The organism is Nocardioides campestrisoli, assembly GCF_013624435.2.
Lineage (GTDB): Bacteria > Actinomycetota > Actinomycetes > Propionibacteriales > Nocardioidaceae > Nocardioides > Nocardioides campestrisoli.
In genome coordinates, this window is sequence record NZ_CP061768.1 from 3,245,283 (window position 1) to 3,262,571 (window position 17,289).

The 17,289-nt window shown below is 68.8% G+C and carries 29 protein-coding genes; 4 read left to right on the forward strand and 25 right to left on the reverse strand.

Annotation, left to right across the window (positions count from 1 at the left end; translation table 11 throughout):
- Window positions 1-89 precede the first annotated feature (89 nt).
- Window positions 90-1,226 (forward strand): FHA domain-containing protein, encoded by a 1,137-nt coding sequence (locus tag H8838_RS20230; RefSeq protein ID WP_185994691.1) that lies wholly within the window; start codon window positions 90-92, stop codon window positions 1,224-1,226.
- Complete coding sequence (locus H8838_RS15190; protein WP_185994690.1) at window positions 1,223-2,632, forward strand: serine/threonine-protein kinase; 1,410 nt, start codon at window positions 1,223-1,225, stop codon at window positions 2,630-2,632. The genes H8838_RS20230 and H8838_RS15190 overlap by 4 nt, the downstream gene beginning before the upstream one ends.
- 3 nt (window positions 2,633-2,635) lie before the next feature.
- On the opposite strand, the gene map is transcribed toward H8838_RS15190, so the two are convergent.
- The 25 genes from map to trmB all read right to left on the reverse strand — a co-directional run bounded on the left by map (window position 2,636) and on the right by trmB (window position 16,328).
- A complete protein-coding gene (gene map, locus H8838_RS15195; protein WP_181312646.1) occupies window positions 2,636-3,466 on the reverse strand; it encodes a type I methionyl aminopeptidase in 831 nt (276 codons plus the stop codon).
- Window positions 3,467-3,476: 10 nt separating this feature from the next.
- Window positions 3,477-4,052 (reverse strand): adenylate kinase, encoded by a 576-nt coding sequence (locus H8838_RS15200; RefSeq protein WP_181312645.1) that lies wholly within the window; start codon window positions 4,050-4,052, stop codon window positions 3,477-3,479.
- On the reverse strand, window positions 4,052-5,347 hold the full coding sequence (secY, locus tag H8838_RS15205; RefSeq protein WP_181312644.1) for a preprotein translocase subunit SecY: 1,296 nt from the start codon (window positions 5,345-5,347) through the stop codon (window positions 4,052-4,054). Before secY ends, H8838_RS15200 begins: the two co-directional genes overlap by 1 nt.
- Window positions 5,348-5,560: 213 nt before the next feature.
- A complete protein-coding gene (gene rplO / locus H8838_RS15210) occupies window positions 5,561-6,001 on the reverse strand; it encodes a 50S ribosomal protein L15 (protein WP_181312643.1) in 441 nt (146 codons plus the stop codon).
- 1 nt (window position 6,002) lies between these two features.
- Window positions 6,003-6,185, reverse strand: a complete 183-nt coding sequence (gene rpmD / locus H8838_RS15215; RefSeq protein WP_101525234.1) for a 50S ribosomal protein L30 — start codon at window positions 6,183-6,185, stop codon at window positions 6,003-6,005.
- The gene (gene rpsE, locus H8838_RS15220) at window positions 6,185-6,787 is read right to left on the reverse strand and encodes a 30S ribosomal protein S5 (protein ID WP_181312642.1); all 603 of its coding nucleotides are present in this window, start codon (window positions 6,785-6,787) and stop codon (window positions 6,185-6,187) included. The genes rpmD and rpsE overlap by 1 nt, the downstream gene beginning before the upstream one ends.
- A gap of 37 nt (window positions 6,788-6,824) precedes the next feature.
- Window positions 6,825-7,208: a 50S ribosomal protein L18 gene (gene rplR, locus H8838_RS15225; protein WP_181312641.1), complete on the reverse strand. Its 384-nt coding sequence runs from the start codon at window positions 7,206-7,208 to the stop codon at window positions 6,825-6,827.
- 3 nt (window positions 7,209-7,211) lie between these two features.
- Window positions 7,212-7,754 (reverse strand): 50S ribosomal protein L6, encoded by a 543-nt coding sequence (gene rplF, locus H8838_RS15230; RefSeq protein WP_181312640.1) that lies wholly within the window; start codon window positions 7,752-7,754, stop codon window positions 7,212-7,214.
- A 27-nt stretch (window positions 7,755-7,781) separates the two neighbouring features.
- Window positions 7,782-8,189: a 30S ribosomal protein S8 gene (gene rpsH / locus H8838_RS15235; RefSeq protein ID WP_181312639.1), complete on the reverse strand. Its 408-nt coding sequence runs from the start codon at window positions 8,187-8,189 to the stop codon at window positions 7,782-7,784.
- Between the two features lie 92 nt (window positions 8,190-8,281).
- A complete protein-coding gene (locus tag H8838_RS15240; RefSeq protein ID WP_011757321.1) occupies window positions 8,282-8,467 on the reverse strand; it encodes a type Z 30S ribosomal protein S14 in 186 nt (61 codons plus the stop codon).
- A 1-nt stretch (window position 8,468) separates the two neighbouring features.
- Window positions 8,469-9,038 carry a 50S ribosomal protein L5 gene (gene rplE / locus H8838_RS15245; protein WP_317983763.1) on the reverse strand — a complete coding sequence of 190 codons (570 nt, stop codon included), beginning with the start codon at window positions 9,036-9,038 and terminating at the stop codon, window positions 8,469-8,471.
- Window position 9,039: 1 nt separating this feature from the next.
- Window positions 9,040-9,405: a 50S ribosomal protein L24 gene (rplX, locus tag H8838_RS15250; protein WP_219924443.1), complete on the reverse strand. Its 366-nt coding sequence runs from the start codon at window positions 9,403-9,405 to the stop codon at window positions 9,040-9,042.
- Window positions 9,405-9,773 (reverse strand): 50S ribosomal protein L14, encoded by a 369-nt coding sequence (gene rplN, locus H8838_RS15255; RefSeq protein WP_110182954.1) that lies wholly within the window; start codon window positions 9,771-9,773, stop codon window positions 9,405-9,407. Before rplN ends, rplX begins: the two co-directional genes overlap by 1 nt.
- 107 nt (window positions 9,774-9,880) lie before the next feature.
- Window positions 9,881-10,162 (reverse strand): 30S ribosomal protein S17, encoded by a 282-nt coding sequence (gene rpsQ / locus H8838_RS15260; protein WP_181312638.1) that lies wholly within the window; start codon window positions 10,160-10,162, stop codon window positions 9,881-9,883.
- Window positions 10,159-10,407 carry a 50S ribosomal protein L29 gene (gene rpmC, locus H8838_RS15265; protein ID WP_181312637.1) on the reverse strand — a complete coding sequence of 83 codons (249 nt, stop codon included), beginning with the start codon at window positions 10,405-10,407 and terminating at the stop codon, window positions 10,159-10,161. The genes rpsQ and rpmC overlap by 4 nt, the downstream gene beginning before the upstream one ends.
- Window positions 10,407-10,826 (reverse strand): 50S ribosomal protein L16, encoded by a 420-nt coding sequence (gene rplP / locus H8838_RS15270; protein WP_181312636.1) that lies wholly within the window; start codon window positions 10,824-10,826, stop codon window positions 10,407-10,409. Before rplP ends, rpmC begins: the two co-directional genes overlap by 1 nt.
- Window positions 10,827-10,830: 4 nt before the next feature.
- The gene (rpsC, locus tag H8838_RS15275) at window positions 10,831-11,676 is read right to left on the reverse strand and encodes a 30S ribosomal protein S3 (RefSeq protein WP_181312635.1); all 846 of its coding nucleotides are present in this window, start codon (window positions 11,674-11,676) and stop codon (window positions 10,831-10,833) included.
- Window positions 11,676-12,110 (reverse strand): 50S ribosomal protein L22, encoded by a 435-nt coding sequence (gene rplV, locus H8838_RS15280; protein ID WP_181312634.1) that lies wholly within the window; start codon window positions 12,108-12,110, stop codon window positions 11,676-11,678. The genes rpsC and rplV overlap by 1 nt, the downstream gene beginning before the upstream one ends.
- Window positions 12,107-12,388: a 30S ribosomal protein S19 gene (gene rpsS / locus H8838_RS15285; protein ID WP_110182960.1), complete on the reverse strand. Its 282-nt coding sequence runs from the start codon at window positions 12,386-12,388 to the stop codon at window positions 12,107-12,109. Before rpsS ends, rplV begins: the two co-directional genes overlap by 4 nt.
- Window positions 12,389-12,393: 5 nt before the next feature.
- A complete protein-coding gene (gene rplB / locus H8838_RS15290; protein ID WP_181312633.1) occupies window positions 12,394-13,230 on the reverse strand; it encodes a 50S ribosomal protein L2 in 837 nt (278 codons plus the stop codon).
- Window positions 13,231-13,263: 33 nt separating this feature from the next.
- Complete coding sequence (gene rplW / locus H8838_RS15295) at window positions 13,264-13,569, reverse strand: 50S ribosomal protein L23 (RefSeq protein ID WP_181312632.1); 306 nt, start codon at window positions 13,567-13,569, stop codon at window positions 13,264-13,266.
- The gene (gene rplD, locus H8838_RS15300; protein ID WP_181312631.1) at window positions 13,566-14,201 is read right to left on the reverse strand and encodes a 50S ribosomal protein L4; all 636 of its coding nucleotides are present in this window, start codon (window positions 14,199-14,201) and stop codon (window positions 13,566-13,568) included. The genes rplW and rplD overlap by 4 nt, the downstream gene beginning before the upstream one ends.
- 2 nt (window positions 14,202-14,203) lie before the next feature.
- Entirely contained in the window at window positions 14,204-14,875 is a 672-nt protein-coding gene (gene rplC, locus H8838_RS15305; RefSeq protein WP_181312630.1) for a 50S ribosomal protein L3, read from the reverse strand.
- Between the two features lie 11 nt (window positions 14,876-14,886).
- Entirely contained in the window at window positions 14,887-15,195 is a 309-nt protein-coding gene (gene rpsJ, locus H8838_RS15310) for a 30S ribosomal protein S10 (RefSeq protein ID WP_008360994.1), read from the reverse strand.
- Between the two features lie 398 nt (window positions 15,196-15,593).
- Window positions 15,594-16,328 carry a tRNA (guanosine(46)-N7)-methyltransferase TrmB gene (gene trmB, locus H8838_RS15315; RefSeq protein WP_397180947.1) on the reverse strand — a complete coding sequence of 245 codons (735 nt, stop codon included), beginning with the start codon at window positions 16,326-16,328 and terminating at the stop codon, window positions 15,594-15,596.
- Between the two features lie 35 nt (window positions 16,329-16,363).
- Between trmB and H8838_RS15320 the strand changes: the two genes are divergently transcribed.
- Both H8838_RS15320 and H8838_RS15325 read left to right on the forward strand, forming a co-directional pair.
- Window positions 16,364-16,831, forward strand: a complete 468-nt coding sequence (locus H8838_RS15320) for a helix-turn-helix transcriptional regulator (protein ID WP_224766164.1) — start codon at window positions 16,364-16,366, stop codon at window positions 16,829-16,831.
- Window positions 16,828-17,280, forward strand: a complete 453-nt coding sequence (locus tag H8838_RS15325; RefSeq protein ID WP_185994688.1) for a VOC family protein — start codon at window positions 16,828-16,830, stop codon at window positions 17,278-17,280. Before H8838_RS15320 ends, H8838_RS15325 begins: the two co-directional genes overlap by 4 nt.
- Window positions 17,281-17,289: the final 9 nt, after the last annotated feature.

Below are 17,289 nucleotides of genomic sequence, written 5' to 3' on the forward strand. Positions count from 1 at the left end.
ATGGAGGCACCCTCGGTGCCATCATGGACGCATCACGGGCCGGCAGACGCCGGTCCGTCAGAATGTCCGGGCGAAGGAGGGAGCGGAGCATGGACGTGGAGACCCGCTACGTCCCGGGGGATCACCTGCTGATCGGCGACGCAGGTCGCTGGCTGCTCCTGACCGACCCCGCGGACGAGAAGGTCGTCGAGGACCTCTGGACCGCGCTCACCTCGAGCGACCCGGTCCGCCGGGTGCTCGCGGTCGTCGACGGCGCCTTCCCCACCGGAGTCCCGGGCCTGGCCCTGGTCGCCGGCAGCGCTCGCGCGCAGCAGGCCGTCCGCGGCACCGGCCGCGTCGAGCAGGAGGGCGCGCTGGTCCGGCTCGCCCTGGCCGACCCGGTCCCCGGTCCGTCCCGGCGGCTGGCCGGCGGAGTCGTCTCCGCCTCCTCGGTCGCGGTCCCCCGCTCGGTGGAGTCCTCGGACGGCGCCCTGATCGACGGGGTTCCGGCCGCCATCCTCGCCGCCAAGGGTCCCGACGGCCCTCCCCCACCTCGCCCACGCCCGCGCCGCCCCGACACCGCCGACTCCACGGCCCGGGAGACCACCGAGCCCGACCCCGAGCTCGTCGCCGCGCTGGCGGGCACCCCCGAGCCGGCGGAGCAGGACCAGCACGAGGAGCACGGCCAGGACGAGCACCAGGACCACGACGGGTCGACCGTCTTCCGGCCCGACCACCTGGTGGCAGCCACTCCTGCCGACACGGTGGACGCCGTCTGGTGCCCGTCCGGGCACCTCACCGCGCCCACGCAGCCGCTGTGCCGGATCTGCCGCAGCCAGGTGGCCCCGCAGCATCCGCAGCGCGTCCCGCGCCCGGTCCTCGGCGGGCTCCGGCTCGCGACCGGCGAGGTGGTCCCCCTCGACCGACCCGTGGTGCTGGGTCGTCGCCCGCAGCCGCTGCCCAGCGTCGGGGAGTGGCCGCACCTGGTGACGGTCCCGTCCGAGCACGGCTTCGTCTCCCGGATGCACCTGCACCTGAGCCTGGACGGGTGGAAGGTCGTCGTCCGCGACCTCGGCTCCCGGGGCGGGACGACCCTGACCGCGCCGGGCCAGGCGCCGGTCCGGCTGGCCGGCGAGCGGCCCTACGTCCTGGAGCCCGGACACGTGCTCACCCTCGCCGACACCTACGAGGTGCGTTACGAGGTCGGTCCCGAGGTCGGCGCCGAGACGGGGGGACGGAGCTCGTGAGCGCCCCCCACATCCCCGGCTTCACCTTCGTCGAGCACCTCGGCAGCGGCGGGTTCGCGGACGTCTTCCTCTACGAGCAGGCCTGGCCCCGTCAGCGCGTGGCGGTCAAGGTCGTGCGCCCCGACGTCCCGCTGACGGACCGGGAGAAGTCCCTGTTCGCCGCCGAGGCCAACGCCATGGCACGGCTGGCGGACCACCCCTACATCGTCTCGGTGATCACGGCGGGGATCACCGAGGAGGGCGGTCGTCCCTTCCTGGTGATGCGGTTCTGCCCGCCTCCCGACCTCGGGGTCCGGGTACGTGCGAACCCGATGCCTCCGGTCGAGGCGGTCGCGACCGGGATCAAGCTGGCCAGTGCGATCGAGACCGCGCACCGCTCCGGGATCCTGCACCGCGACATCAAGCCCAGCAACGTGCTGGTGACCACCTACCACGAGCCTGCGCTCACCGACTTCGGCATCGCCGGCCGGATCCAGGACGTGGAGGGCGACCACGACGTCCGGATCTCCTACCCCTGGTCCCCGCCGGAGATGCTGGACGGACGCTCCAACGGCACCGTCGCCTCCGACGTGTACTCCCTGGGCGCCACCATCTGGCACCTGCTGGTGGGCCGGTCGCCGTTCTCGGTGCCCAACGGAGACAACTCCACCCGGGCGCTGAGCGCGCGCATCCTGCACGCGGCCCCGCCGGCCACCCAGCGCCCGGACGTCCCGCCGGCGCTGGACCGGCTGCTCCAGCAGTGCCTGGCGAAGAACCCCGACCACCGGCCACGGACCGCGCTGGACCTCGCGCGCGCCCTCCAGCGGATCGAGGCGGACGCAGGGTTCCCGCGGACCGCGGTGGCGGTCGAGGGCGACCGGTCGGACGCCGCGGTGGCAAAGCCCGAGCCCACGCGGCCGCCGGTCGAGGACCACACGGTGATGAAGCCGGTCACCGTGGTCACGCCGGTGCGGCCGCCCGCCCCGGCCGTCACCGCCGCCGCCGCCGCCGAGCCCGAGTCGGCGACCGGCTCCAGCCGCTCCCCCGTCGTGTGGGCGGTCGCCGGAGTCGCCGTCCTGGCCGTCGTCGTGGGCGGGCTCCTCCTCCGCGGGGACCGGGGGCCCTCCGAGGCCGACAGGGTCCCTACGGACCCGGCCACCAGCACGCCGTCCCCCGTGCTGCCCGGGGCGCTGGACTCACCTCCCGTCGTGAGCGGCGACCGGACGCCCGAGGGCGCGCGCTTCACCTGGCGCGCTCCCGACGGCTCGCGGTCAGGCGACACCTGGGTGGTCTACCACGTGGAGAACGACGAGTTCCTGCGTACCAGCAAGAAGCGGATCGTGCTGCGCACCCAGGACCGCGCCTGCGTGCAGGTGGTCCTCCAGCGCGACGGCGAGGACTCCCCCGCCGGCCGCGAGTGCGTCTGAGCCTCAGTCGCGACGTCCGCCGAAGGGGACGCCCAGCTCGCGCAGGCGCTGCTCGCCGCCGTCCAGGGCGGTGAGCACCCACGCGCCCTCGGGCGTGAGGGTGAAGGTGTGCTCGAAGTGGGCCGCCCAGGAGCCGTCCGACGTGACCACGGTCCACTCGTCGTCGTCCAGGTCGGTCTCCGCGGACCCGAGGGTGACCATCGGCTCCACCGCCAGCGCCAGGCCGCGCACCAGCTTGGGACCTCGGCCGGGTCGGCCCACGTTCGGCACGTTGGGCGGCTGGTGCATCTGGGTGCCGATGCCGTGGCCGGTGTAGTCCTCGAGGATCCCGTAGTCCCCGCGGGAGCGGACGTACGACTCCACCGCGTGGCCGATGTCGCTGACCCGGCCACCGAGACGGGCGGCAGCCAGGCCGCGCCACAGGCTCTCCTCGGTGACCTCCATCAGCTCGGCGACCTCGGGGCGGACCTCGCCCACCGCGACGGTGATCGCGGCGTCGCCGTGCCAGCCGTCGACGATCGCGCCGCAGTCGATCGAGAGCACGTCGCCCGACTCCAGGGTCCGGCCACCCGGGATCCCGTGCACCACCTGGTCGTTGACCGAGGCACAGATGGTGGCGGGGAACGGAGGGTGGCTGTAGCCCTTGAAGGAGGGCACTCCCCCGGCCGAGCGGATGTTGTCCTCCGCGATCGCGTCCAGCTCGCCGGTCGTCAGACCGGGACGGACCGAGGAGCGCAGCAGCTCCAGGGTCTGTCCCACCAGCAGGCCGGCGACGCGCATCTTGTCGATCTGCTCGGGGGTCTTGATCTCGATCCCGCGGTCTCGGAAGCCCATGACGGCAGGATCAGCTCTGGGGCACCCGGTCGAGCGCGGCGAACAGCCGCTCGGAGACCTCCGCGACCTCGCCCATGCCGTCGACCTCGACGAGCAGCCCGCGCTCGCGGTACACGTCGATCAGCGGAGCCGTCTGCTCGACGTAGATCTCCTGGCGTCGGCGGATGACGTCCTCGGTGTCGTCGGCACGGCCCTCGACCTGGGCGCGCTGCAGCAGGCGCTGCACGAGCTCCTCGGCGTCGACCGTGAGCACCAGCACCGCGTCCAGGCTCTCGTTCAGGGCGGCGAGCATCTGGTCCAGCTCCTCGACCTGCGCGACCGTGCGGGGGTACCCGTCGAGCAGGAAGCCCGGCAGGGCGTCCTCCTCGCCGAGCCGGTTGCGCACCATCTGGTTCGTGACCTCGTCGGGCACGTACTCCCCGGCGTCCATGTACCGCTTGGCGTCCACGCCCAGCGGGGTGCCCTCGGAGACGTTCGCGCGGAAGATGTCGCCGGTGGAGATCGCCGGGACACCGAAGTGCTCGGCGATGAACTTCGCCTGGGTGCCCTTGCCGGCACCGGGCGGGCCCATGATGATCAGACGCATCAGCTGAGGAACCCTTCGTAGTTGCGCTGCTGGAGCTGGCTCTCGATCTGCTTCACCGTGTCGAGCGCGACGCCGACCATGATGAGGATCGAGGTCCCGCCGAACGGGAAGTTCTGGTTGGCCCCGATCAGTGCGAGAGCGATCAGCGGGACCAGCGAGATCAGGCCGAGGTAGAGGGCGCCGGGGAAGGTGATCCGGGACAGCACGTAGGACAGGTACGTCTCGGTGGGCTTCCCGGCGCGGATCCCGGGGATGAAGCCGCCGTACTTCTTCATGTTGTCGGCGACCTCCTCCGGGTTGAAGGTGATCGACACGTAGAAGTACGTGAAGAAGATGATCAGCAGGAAGTACGTGGCCATGTACAGCGGGTGGTCGCCGGTGACGAAGTACCGGTTGACGAACCGCAGCACCGGGTTGCTGGTGCTCTCGTTGAACTGCACCGCCATCGCCGGCAGGTAGAGCAGCGAGGAGGCGAAGATGACCGGGATGATGCCGGCCTGGTTCACCTTGAGCGGGATGTACGTCGAGGAGCCGCCGAACATCTTGCGGCCCACCATCCGGCGGGCGTACTGCACCGGGATCCGGCGCTGGGCCTGCTCGATGAAGATGACGCCGGCCACGATCGAGAGGCCGACCACCATGACGATGGAGAAGGTCACCCAGCCCTTGGTCTGCTGGACCTGCCACATGGCACCCGGGAAGGTGGCGACGACCTGGGCGAAGATGAGCAGCGACATGCCGTTGCCGATGCCGCGGTCGGTGATGAGCTCGCCGAGCCACATGATCACCGCGGTGCCCGCGGTCATGGTGATCACCATGATCAGGAAGGTCGCGGTGCTGTCGCTGTGCAGCAGGTCCTCCTGGCAGCCCTGGATCAGGTTGCCCGAGCGGGCCAGCGCGACGATGCCGGTGGCCTGCAGCAGCGCGAGGCCCAGCGTCAGGTAGCGCGTGTACTGGGTGATCTTGGTCTGCCCCGCCTGGCCCTCCTTCTTCAGCGTCTCCAGCCGTGGGATGACCACGACGAGCAGCTGCAGGATGATGCTGGCGGTGATGTACGGCATGATCCCGAGCGCGAAGATCGTCAGCTGGAGCAGCGCGCCGCCCGAGAACATGTTGATCAGGTTGTAGAGCCCCTGGTCCTCCACGTTCGCCAGACAGTTCTGCACGTTGGCGACGTTGACGCCTGGCGCGGGGACCTGGGAGCCGAGTCGGAAGAGCGTCAGGATCAGCAGGACGAACAGCAGCTTGCGCCGCAGGTCCGGCGTCCGGAAAGCATTGGCGAACGCGCCTAGCACTGGTTCCTCTTTCTCAGCTGGGTCGGAGGGCGGGTCGGGACCCGGCCTCCGGGGAACAGGGTCCGGACGCGACCGCCGAGCAGCACTCGGCGTACGTGTCGTACGACCCGGGGAAGCCTAACAGGGCGTTCGGTACCACCCACCACGCGCACAGGGCCCGTCACCGACGTCCGTGGACGACCGGGACGAGCCCCGTGCTCATACGTGTGCTGTTCAGGCCACCGTGGTGGTGCCGCCGGCAGCCTCGATCTTCTGCTTCGCAGAGCCCGAGAACGCGTTCGCGGTCACCTGGACCGACGACGAGATCTCGCCCTGGCCCAGGACCTTGACCGGGTGGCCCTTGCGGACCGCACCCTTGGCGACCAGGTCCTCGACGGAGATCGCGCCACCGTCGGGGAAGAGCTCCTGGATCTTGTCGAGGTTGACGACCTGGAACTCGACCTTGAACGGGTTCTTGAACCCCTTCAGCTTGGGCAGGCGCATGTGGATGGGCATCTGGCCACCCTCGAACGCCACCGGGACCTGGTAGCGAGCCTTGGTGCCCTTCGTACCGCGACCCGACGTCTTGCCCTTGGACGCCTCACCACGACCCACGCGGGTCTTGGCGGTCTTGGCGCCGGGGGCAGGACGCAGGTGGTGCAGCTTGAGCGTCATCTCACTCCACCTCCTCAACCGTCACCAGGTGACGGACCGTGTTGACCATGCCCCGGATCTCCGGGCGGTCCTCCTTGACGACGACGTCACCGATCCGCTTGAGACCGAGCGTCCGAAGCGTCTCGCGCTGGTTGGCCTTGAGACCGACCAGGCCGCGCTTCTGCTGGACCTTCAGCTGAGCCATCAGGAGGTCACCTCCGCACGAGCCCGCAGGATCGCCGCCGGGGTGACCTGCTCCACAGTGAGCCCGCGGCGCGCCGCCACGGCCTCGGGCTCCTCCAGCATCTTCAGCGCCTCGACGGTCGCGTGAACGATGTTGATCTGGTTGGAGGACCCGAGCGACTTGCTCAGGACGTCGTGGATGCCGGCGCACTCGAGCACCGCACGCACCGGGCCACCGGCGATCACACCGGTACCGGGAGCGGCGGGACGCAGCAGCACGACACCGGCCGCCTTCTCGCCCTGCACCGGGTGCGGGATGGTGCCCTGGATGCGGGGGACCTTGAAGAAGTGCTTCTTGGCCTCCTCCACGCCCTTGGCGATCGCCGCAGGAACTTCCTTCGCCTTGCCGTAGCCGACGCCGACCAGACCCTCGCCGTCACCGACGATCACCAGGGCGGTGAAGCTGAAGCGACGACCACCCTTCACGACCTTGGCGACACGGTTGATCGCAACGACGCGCTCGATGTAGGCGGTCTTGTCAGCGCTCTGGTCGCGACGACCGTCGCGACCGCGGCCTCCCGACTGGCGCTCGCCACTGCGCTGTCCGCGCTGGGCTCCGCTCATGAGACTTTCCTCTTCTCTCTCTTGCTTGTCCGTGCGATCAGAAGGCCAGGCCGCCCTCACGGGCGGCGTCTGCCAGGGCCGCGACGCGACCGTGGTACTTGTTGCCGGCGCGGTCGAAGACCACGCCCTCGACACCAGCGGCCTTGGCGCGCTGGGCAACCAGCTCACCGACCTTCTTCGCCTTGGCCGTCTTGTCCCCGTCCACGGAGCGCACGTCGGCCTCCATGGTCGAGGCGTAGGCCAGCGTCTTGCCGACGAGATCGTCGACCACCTGCACGCTGATGTGCTTCGCGGACCGGGTCACCACCAGGCGGGGACGCTCAGGGGTGCCCGAGATCCGCTTGCGACCGCGCATCTGGCGGCGCAGGCGCGACCGGACACGACCGGCCGTGTGCTTGTTGTTCGACAGCGAGATAGCCATGACTTACTTACCAGCCTTTCCGACCTTGCGGCGGATCTGCTCGCCGGCGTATCGCACGCCCTTGCCCTTGTACGGCTCGGGCTTGCGGAGCTTGCGAATGTTCGCAGCGGTCTCGCCGACCAGCTGCTTGTCGATCCCGACCACACCGAGCTTGGTGGGGCTCTCGACGGTGAAGGTGATGCCCTCCGGCGCGTCGAGGATGATCGGGTGCGAGTAGCCGAGCTGGAACTCCAGCTGGGTCGGGCTCTTGGACAGGACGCGGTAACCCACGCCCACGATCTCGAGCTTCTTCTCGTAGCCCTCGGTGACACCCACGACCATGTTGTTGATCAGGGTGCGCGTGAGCCCGTGGCGCGAGCGGCTGTCGCGGTGGTCGTCGGGGCGCTTGACCTCGAGCACACCGTCCTCGCCCTTGTCGACGGTGATCGGGGAGACCACCGTGTGCGACAGGGTGCCCTTGGGGCCCTTGACGGTCACCAGCGCGTCGTCGATCTGCACGTCGACGCCGGACGGGACCGTGATCGGGAGCTTGCCAATGCGTGACATTGCTTGTGTCCTCCTTCGGTCTCGTCGTTACCAGACGTAGGCGAGGACTTCCCCACCCACGCCCTTCTGGTTCGCCTGGCGGTCGGTCAGCAGTCCCTGGCTGGTCGAGATGATCGCGACCCCCAGGCCGCCGAGCACCTTCGGGAGACCCGTGGACTTGGCGTACACCCGGAGACCGGGCTTGCTGATGCGACGCACTCCGGCAATGGAGCGCTCGCGGTTGCGGCCGTACTTGAGGGTGATGTTGAGCGTCTTGCCCACCTCGCCCTCAGCCGGCTCCTTCACGTCGAAAGAGGTGATGTACCCCTCCTGCTGGAGGATCTCCGCGACGCCGGCCTTGAGCTTGCTGTAAGGCATCGACACCGCGTCGTGGTACGCCTGGTTGGCGTTGCGCAGACGCGTGAGCATGTCTGCGATCGGGTCAGTCATCGTCATGGCCGGTTCGGCCCTTTCTCTCTGTGGTTTCGGCCCGGTGCTCCCCGGAGGGCGGGCCGACCTTCAGCGGTTGGTTGTTGGCAGGGGGGACGTCACCAGGAGGACTTGGTCACACCGGGCAGCTCGCCACGGTGCGCCATCTCCCGCAGGCAGATGCGGCACAGCCCGAACTTCCGGTAGACGGCCTTGGGCCGACCGCAGCGCTGGCACCGGGTGTATCCACGAACGGCGAACTTCGGCTTGCGAGCCGCCTTGACCTTCAGAGCAGTCTTCGCCATGTCAGTTCTCCTTGAACGGGAAGCCGAGGTGCTTGAGCAGGGCGCGGCCCTGGTCGTCGGTGGTCGCCGTGGTCACGACGGTGATGTCCATGCCGCGCGACCGGTCGATCTTGTCCTGGTCGATCTCGTGGAACATCACCTGCTCGGTGAGACCGAAGGTGTAGTTGCCCCGCCCGTCGAACTGCTTGGGCGAGAGGCCGCGGAAGTCGCGGATGCGCGGCAGCGCGAGCGACAGCAGACGGTCCATGAACTCCCACATGCGGTCGCCCCGCAGGGTGACGTGGGCACCGATCGGCATGCCCTCGCGCAGCTTGAACTGCGCGATGGACTTGCGGGCCTTGGTCACCATCGGCTTCTGGCCGGTGATGGCGGTCAGGTCCTTGATCGCGCCCTCGATCAGCTTCGAGTCGCGCGCGGCCTCGCCGACGCCCATGTTGACGACGACCTTGGTCAGGCCGGGCACCTGCATGACGTTCTTGTTGTCGAACTCGGACTGCAGCGCGGGGAGGATCTCCTCGCGGTAGCGGACCTTGAGACGAGGCATGGTGGTCTCGGTGGCGGTCTGGGTCATCTCAGATCTCCTTCCCGGTCTTGCGAGACACACGGACGCTGCGCTCGGCGGTGTACGTCGAACCGTCGGCCCGGCGCTTGGTGACCTCGTCGCGGCGGAAGGCGACACGCGTCACGCCGTCGTCCTCGACCAGCATCACGTTCGACACGTGGATCGGGGCCTCGGCGGTGATGATGCCACCGGTGTTGCCGGAACCGGAGTTGACGACCTTGGTGTGGCGCTTGATGCGGTTCACACCCTCGACGATCACCCGCTGCTCCTCGCGGAGCACCGAGATGACCTTGCCCTGGGCGCCCTTGTCCTTGCCGGCGATCACCTTGACGGTGTCACCCTTCTTGATGTTGATGCTCGGGGACTTCTTGGGCATCACAGCACCTCCGGGGCGAGCGAGATGATCTTCATGAACTTCTTCTCGCGCAGCTCACGACCGACGGGGCCGAAGATGCGGGTACCACGCGGCTCGCCGTCGTTCTTGAGAATGACGGCGGCGTTCTCGTCGAAGCGGATGTAGGAACCGTCGGCGCGACGGCGCTCCTTGACGGTGCGCACGACGACGGCCTTCACGACGTCACCCTTCTTCACGTTGCCACCGGGGATCGCGTCCTTGACGGTGGCGACGATGGTGTCGCCGATGCCGGCGTAGCGGCGACCCGATCCACCGAGAACACGGATGCAAAGGATCTCCTTGGCACCGGTGTTGTCGGCGACCTTGAGCCGCGACTCCTGCTGGATCATTGGTTTCTCCTGGTTGTCGAGCTGGTTCTCGCCCGGCCGCGGACGCGGTGGGGAGCCTTGCCGAACTGGTTAATGGAAAATCAAGGGCCGTACGGGACGGCCCGCGGTCACTTGGCCTTCTCGACGACCTGGATCACACGCCAGCGCTTGGTGGCCGACAGCGGGCGGGTCTCCATGATCAGGACCCGGTCGCCGATGCCACACTCGTTGGTCTCGTCGTGCGCCTTGAGCTTGGAGGTGCGCCGCATGACCTTGCCGTAGAGGGCGTGCTTCACCCGGTCCTCGACGCTGACGACGATGGTCTTGTCCATCTTGTCGCTGACGACCAGGCCCTCACGGACCTTGCGGGAGTTCCGTGCAGCCTCGACCGCGGTGGTGTCCTTGCTCATGCGGTGGCCTCTTCCTTGCTCTCGGCGCCCGGCGCGGTCCGGATGCCGAGCTCGCGCTCACGCACCACGGTGTAGATCCGGGCGATGTCCTTCTTGACCGTACGGAGCCGGCCGTGGCTGTCCAGCTGCCCGGTGGCAGCCTGGAACCGGAGGTTGAACAGCTCCTCCTTGGCCTCACGCAGTCGACCCTCGAGGTCGGCGGCGGTCAGCTCGTCCAGCGCCGTGGCGCTCAGCTTGTCGCTCATCAGAATTCACCAGCCTCGCGGGAGATGAACCGGCACTTCATCGGAAGCTTGTGCATCGCGCGGCGCATGGCCTCGCGGGCGACTTCCTCCGTCACACCGGAAAGTTCGAACATGACGCGGCCGGGCTTGACGTTCGCCACCCACCACTCGGGGGAACCCTTACCAGATCCCATGCGGGTCTCGGCAGGCTTCTTGGTCAGCGGGCGGTCCGGGTAGATGTTGATCCAGACCTTTCCGCCACGCTTGATGTGACGGGTCATCGCGATACGAGCAGACTCGATCTGCCGGTTCGTGACGTAGTGACCCTCCACCGCCTGGATGCCGAAGTCGCCGAAAGCGAGCTTCGTGCCACCCTTGGCCGCACCGGTCCGCTTGGGGTGGTGCTGCTTGCGGTGCTTGACACGACGGGGCATCAACATGGTGTCAGGCCTCCTGTCCGGTGCTGGGCACCTCGGCGGCAGCCTGACCGGTGGCCTCGGCCGACGCAGCAGCGTTGGCGGTGGCCTCCGACGGCGCAGCCTCGGTGCGGGGGGCGCGGTCGCCGCGCGAGCCACGGCTCGGACGGTCGGCGCCACGGCTGGGACGACCGCCGCGGCCGGGGGCACCGGCGCGGGCGGCCTGCTGGGCCTGGCGCTCGGCGCGGGAGCCGGAGACCTCACCCTTGTAGATCCAGACCTTCACGCCGATCCGGCCGAAGGTCGTACGGGCCTCGTAGAAGCCGTAGTCGATGTCGGCACGCAGGGTGTGCAGCGGCACGCGACCCTCGCGGTAGAACTCGGTGCGCGACATCTCGGCGCCGTTGAGCCGGCCCGAGCACTGGATCCGGATGCCCTTGGCACCGGAACGCATCGAGGTCTGCATCGCCTTGCGCATCGCACGCCGGAACTGCACGCGGCCCGAGAGCTGCTCGGCGACACCCTGGGCGACCAGCTGAGCGTCGACCTCGGGGCTCTTGACCTCGAGGATGTTCAGCTGGACCTGCTTGCCGGTCAGCTTCTCCAGCTCGCCGCGGATGCGGTCGGCCTCGGCGCCACGGCGACCGATGACGATGCCGGGACGGGCGGTGTGGATGTCGACCCGCACGCGGTCACGGGTGCGCTCGATCTCGACCTTGGAGATGCCGGCCCGCTCCATGCCCTTGGAGAGCAGCTTGCGGATCGCGACGTCCTCGCCGACGTAGGACTTGTACAGCTTGTCGGCGTACCAGCGGGACTTGTGGTCCGTGGAGATGCCGAGGCGGAAGCCGTTCGGGTTGATCTTCTGTCCCATTACTTGGAACCGCCCTTCCGTGCCTTGGTGGCGTCGACGACATCGGCCGGCTGGACCACCAGCGTGATGTGGCTGGTGCGCTTGTTGATCCGGGTCGCACGACCCTGCGCACGCGGGCGCCAGCGCTTCATGGTGGGGCCCTCGTCGACCATCGCCCGGGACACGACGAGGTCGGCGGCCTTGAGGCCCTCCGTGGACTCGGCGTTGGCGATCGCGCTCTCCAGCACCTTGTAGACGGTCTCCGAGGCGGCCTGCGGCGCGAACTGCAGCAGCGCCAGGGCCTCGTCGACGGGGAGGCCGCGGACCATGTCGACGACACGGCGCGCCTTCATCGGGGAGATCCGCACGTACCGCGCGCTGGCGAAGGAGCCCGGCTGGTCACCCAGCAGGGTCTCGCGGCGGGCGCTCGTGCGCATACGCTCAGTGACACTCATCGACGACGACCCTTCCGGTCTTCCTTCACGTGCCCGCGGTAGGTGCGGGTCGGGGCGAACTCGCCCAGCTTGTGGCCCACCATCGAGTCGGTCACGAACACGGGAACGTGCTTGCGACCGTCGTGCACCGCGATCGTGTGACCGATCATGGCGGGCACGATCATCGACCGGCGCGACCAGGTCTTGATGACGTTGTGCGATCCCTTGTCGTTCTCGGCGTCCACCTTCTTCATGAGGTGGTCGTCCACGAAGGGACCCTTCTTGAGGCTACGAGGCATGTCAGTTACTTCCTACCCTTGCCGGACTTGCGACGGCGGATGATCTGGGAGTCGGAGGCCTTGCGCTTGCGCGTACGGCCCTCGGGCTTGCCCCACGGGGAGACAGGGTGACGGCCACCCGAAGTCTTGCCCTCACCACCACCGTGCGGGTGGTCGACCGGGTTCATCACGACACCGCGGACGGTCGGGCGCTTGCCCTTCCACCGCATACGGCCGGCCTTGCCCCAGTTGATGTTCGACTGCTCGGCGTTGCCGACCTCGCCGATCGTGGCGCGGCAGCGCACGTCGACGAACCGCATCTCGCCGGACGGCATGCGCAGCGTGGCGCGCGAGCCCTCCTTGGCGACGAGCTGGGCCGAGATGCCGGCGGACCGGGCGATCTTGGCGCCGCCACCCGGACGGAGCTCCACGCAGTGGATGGTGGTACCGACCGGGATGTTGCGCAGCGGCAGGTTGTTGCCGGGCTTGATGTCGGCGCCGACGCCGCTCTCGACCGGGGTGCCCTGGGTCAGGTCCTTCGGCGCGATGATGTAGCGCTTCTCGCCGTCGGCGTAGTGCAGCAGGGCGATGCGCGCGGTGCGGTTGGGGTCGTACTCGATGTGAGCGACCTTGGCCGGCACGCCGTCCTTGTCGTACCGGCGGAAGTCGATGATCCGGTAGGCCCGCTTGTGGCCGCCACCCTGGTGACGCGTGGTGATGCGTCCCTGGTTGTTGCGACCGCCCTTCTTGGGCAGCGGACGGGTCAGCGACTTCTCCGGCGTGGTCCGGGTGATCTCGACGAAGTCGGCCACCGAGGAGCCACGACGGCCCGGGGTGGTCGGCTTGTACTTGCGGATAGCCATTGTCTTAGTCCTTCTTCGCCTTCAGTCGTCCGGTCAGCCGACCGGACCCCCGAAGATGTCGATACGGTGGCCCTCAGCGAGGCTGACGATGGCGCGCTTGGTGTCCTTGCGCTTGCCCAGGCCGTTGCGGGTACGACGCGTCTTGCCCTGACGGTTGAGCGTGTTGACCGACGTCACCTTCACGTTGAACACCTTCTCGACCGCGATCTTGATCTCGGTCTTGTTGGCGTCCGGGTGCACGACGAACGTGTACTTGTTCGCGTCCAGCAGGCCGTAGCTCTTCTCGGAGACGACCGGGGCGATCAGGATGTCGCGGTGGTCCTTGTGCAGGGTGCTCACTTCTGGTCCTCCTCGGCCTTCTTCGTCTTGCCGGCGGGAGCCGCGGCCACGAAGGCGTCGTAGGCGCCCTTGGTGAAGACCACGTCGTCCGACGCGAGCACGTCGTAGGTGTTCAGCTGGTCGACGGCCACGATGTGCACCTGCGGCGCGTTGCGCAGCGACAGCCAGGTCAGCGAGTCGCTCCGCTCGAGCACTAGCAGGTAGCGGGCGCGGTCGGTCAGCTCGGACAGCGCGGTGATCGCGGCCTTGGTGGAGGGCTTGTCGCCCGACACCAGAGCGTCGACCACGTGGATGCGGCCGTTGCGGGCCCGGTCGGAGAGGGCACCGCGCAGGGCGGCGGCCTTCATCTTCTTGGGGGTGCGCTGGTCGTACGAGCGCGGCTGCGGGCCGTGCACCGTGCCACCGCCGACGAACTGCGGCGCGCGGGTCGAGCCCTGGCGAGCCCGGCCGGTGCCCTTCTGCTTGTAGGGCTTGCGGCCACCGCCGCGGACGTCGGCCCGCGTCTTGGTGGCGTGCGTGCCCTGACGAGCGGCTGCCTGCTGCGCCACCACGACCTGGTGGATCAGCGGGATGTTGACCTCGACACCGAAGATCTCGGCGGGGAAGTCAACCTTGACGGTCTTGGTAGCCATGCTCAGGCCTCCTTGCCAGCAGTGAGGGAGTCCTTGGCGGCGGAGCGCAGCACCACGAGACCGCCGCGGGGACCGGGAACGGCGCCCTTGAGCAGGATCACGCCCTTCTCGACGTCCACGGCGTGCACGGTGACGTTCTGGGTGGTGACGGTGTCGTTACCCATGCGGCCGGACATCCGGGTGCCCTTGAAGACACGGCCCGGGGTGGCGCAGGCGCCGATGGAGCCGGGCTTGCGGTGGTTGCGGTGGGCACCGTGCGAGGCAGAGACACCGGAGAAGCCATGACGCTTCATGGTTCCGGCGAAGCCCTTGCCCTTGCTGGTGCCGGTGACGTCGATCTGCTCGCCGGCGGAGAACAGCTCGGGGCTGAGCTCCTGGCCGACGGTGTAGGTCGCGGCGTCAGCGGTCCGGATCTCCACCACGTGGCGACGCGGGGTGACCCCGGCCTTGGCGAAGTGACCGGCCTCGGGGCGGTTGACCTTGCGGGCCTCGATCTCGCCGAACCCGACCTGGATGGCGTTGTAGCCATCGGTCTGGGGCTGACGGACCTGGGTGACCACGTTGGTCGCCGCAGCGATCACGGTCACGGGGACGACGCGGTTGTTCTCGTCCCACAGCTGGGTCATGCCGAGCTTGGTGCCCAGCAGCCCCTTCACGTTTCGTTCGAAAGTCATCGTCTCAGACCTCAGAGCTTGATCTCGATGTCGACACCGGCAGGCAGATCGAGGCGCATCAGCGAGTCGACCGTCTTCGGAGTCGGGTCGATGATGTCGATGAGGCGCTTGTGCGTGCGCATCTCGAAGTGCTCGCGGGAGTCCTTGTACTTGTGGGGCGAGCGGATGACGCAGTACACGTTCTTCTCGGTCGGCAGCGGCACGGGGCCGGCGACCTTGGCACCCGTGCGGGTGACGGTGTCCACGATCTTGCGCGCCGAGGTGTCGATCACCTCGTGGTCATAGGCCTTGAGCCTGATGCGGATCTTCTGTCCCGCCATAGGTCTCTCTCGTCCTTCTCTCGCACCCCAGGAGGTGCCGCGTCACGGTCTGTTCTCTCGACACGGCCCCGGGTGGAGCCGTACCGCCTGTTCCTCACCTCCACCGCCGACCCCCGCGGTCGGGCGTGTCGCCTAGTTCGGACGACACAGGACCGGGATCCTGCGGTGTTTCTCTTGGCGCCCAGCGGTTCGCCGGGCCGATCGGGTCTCGGCCTGAAGGTGTTCTCAGATGGTGCGACGCACGCAAGACCACGGATTCAGGGCACTCAGCAGCCGAAGCAGCTGGGAGACGCGATTCAATAGTCAAGGTGTGGCGCACCCCGGCGACCCGCCGGAGCAACCGGACTATCTTGGCAGACCGCACCACGTTCGACCAAATCGTCCCGGCCTCGCGACCTTCAGGCCTGCGGATCGACCTTGCGATAGGCCAGGTCGGTGATCTCCCGGCCCTTCTCCAGGCCCTTGCGCTCGAACTTCGTGACCGGCCGGGCGTCCCACCGCGGCACCGCTCCCCCGTCCAGCAACGGCTCGGCGTCCAGCACCTCGCGCATCTGGTCGGCGTAGTCCGCCCAGTCCGTGGCCAGCCGCCACAGGGCGCCGACCTGGAGCCGGGAGACCGCCGTCGCGGCGAAGTCCCGGTCGATCAGCCGGCGCTTGCGGTGCTTCTTCTTGTGCCACGGGTCGGGGAAGAAGGTCCACAGCTCGGCGATGCTGTCCGGGGCCAGCACGTGCTCCAGGAACCAGGCGGCGTCCACCGAGCAGAACCTGATGTTCTCGGCACCAGCGTCCGCTGCCCGCCACAGCCCGTCGGCGACCCCGGGCCGCCAGACCTCCAGCGCCAGCACGTTGCACTCGGGCCGGGCTGCGGCCAGCACCGCCGTGGCTTCACCGACCCCCGAGCCGATCTCGACCACCAGCGGGGCGCTGCGCCCGAACCACTGGTCGAGCTCGAAGTCCGGGCGGTCCACGGCCTCGTCCGGGATCACCCAGTCCGCCTGGTGCGCCGCCCAGCCCTCGGCCTGCTTGGGGGTGAACCTGCTGCCGCGCCGGGAGTAGGAGAGCACCTCGCGCATCCGCCGACCGTCCTCGGTGAGCTTGTGGTGGGGACGCGCGGGACGGACGGACTCGTTCACGCCACCCATTCTCTCCCGCGGCCTACGATGCCAGGATGCCCACCCCCACGCGCCGCGTGCCCGGTGACGTCCTGGTGCACCTGCGCCGGGCCCGGGACCACATGGACCGGCACTTCGCCGAGGAGCTCGACCTCGCCGAGGTGGCGGCGGTGGCGGGCCTGAGCAAATACCACTTCCTGCGCTCGTTCGCCGCGACGTACCGCATCACGCCGGCCGCCTACCTGTGCGAGCGGCGGATCGAGCGGGCCCAGGACCTGCTGCGTACGGCCAACCTCACGGTGACCGAGGTCTGTCACGCCGTGGGCTACAGCAGCCTCGGCTCCTTCTCGGCCCGCTTCAGCGAGATCACCGGCGAGACGCCCAGCGCCTTCGCCGCCCGGTACGCCGCAGCGGGTGCGCCCAGGATCCCGGCTGCCACATCTTCATGGCCGGCCTGGTGGAGCGCAGGAGAGCAATCGAGGAGAAGCAGGACCCCGGCCACGCTCCCTAGGGTCGAGGCATGAGTACACACATCACGAACATCTCGCTCGTCTCCGTCTGGGTCCGCGACATCGACGAGTCCAAGGCCTTCTACACCGACGTCCTGGGGTTCGAGGTCGGCGACGACCTGACCCTGGGTCCCGACTTCCGCTGGTGCACCGTCGTCCACCCCCGCCAGCCCGAGCTGCACCTGCACCTGACCACCCCGAGCGGTCCCCTGCCGGACTACCTGATCGACGCCATGCGACGGGCCCAGGACGAGGGCGGGCTGCCCGGCGTCGGGCTCAACGTCGAGGACTGCCAGAAGACCTACGAGGAGCTCAGCGCCAAGGGCGTGGAGTTCCTCCAGGAGCCGCAGGAGCGCCCGTACGGCGTGGAGGCGCTGATGCGCGACAACTCCGGCAACTGGATGGTGCTGGTGCAGCCGCGCGACTACACGCCCGAGGACTTCGAGGGTGTCGACATGTCGTGACGCCCCGCC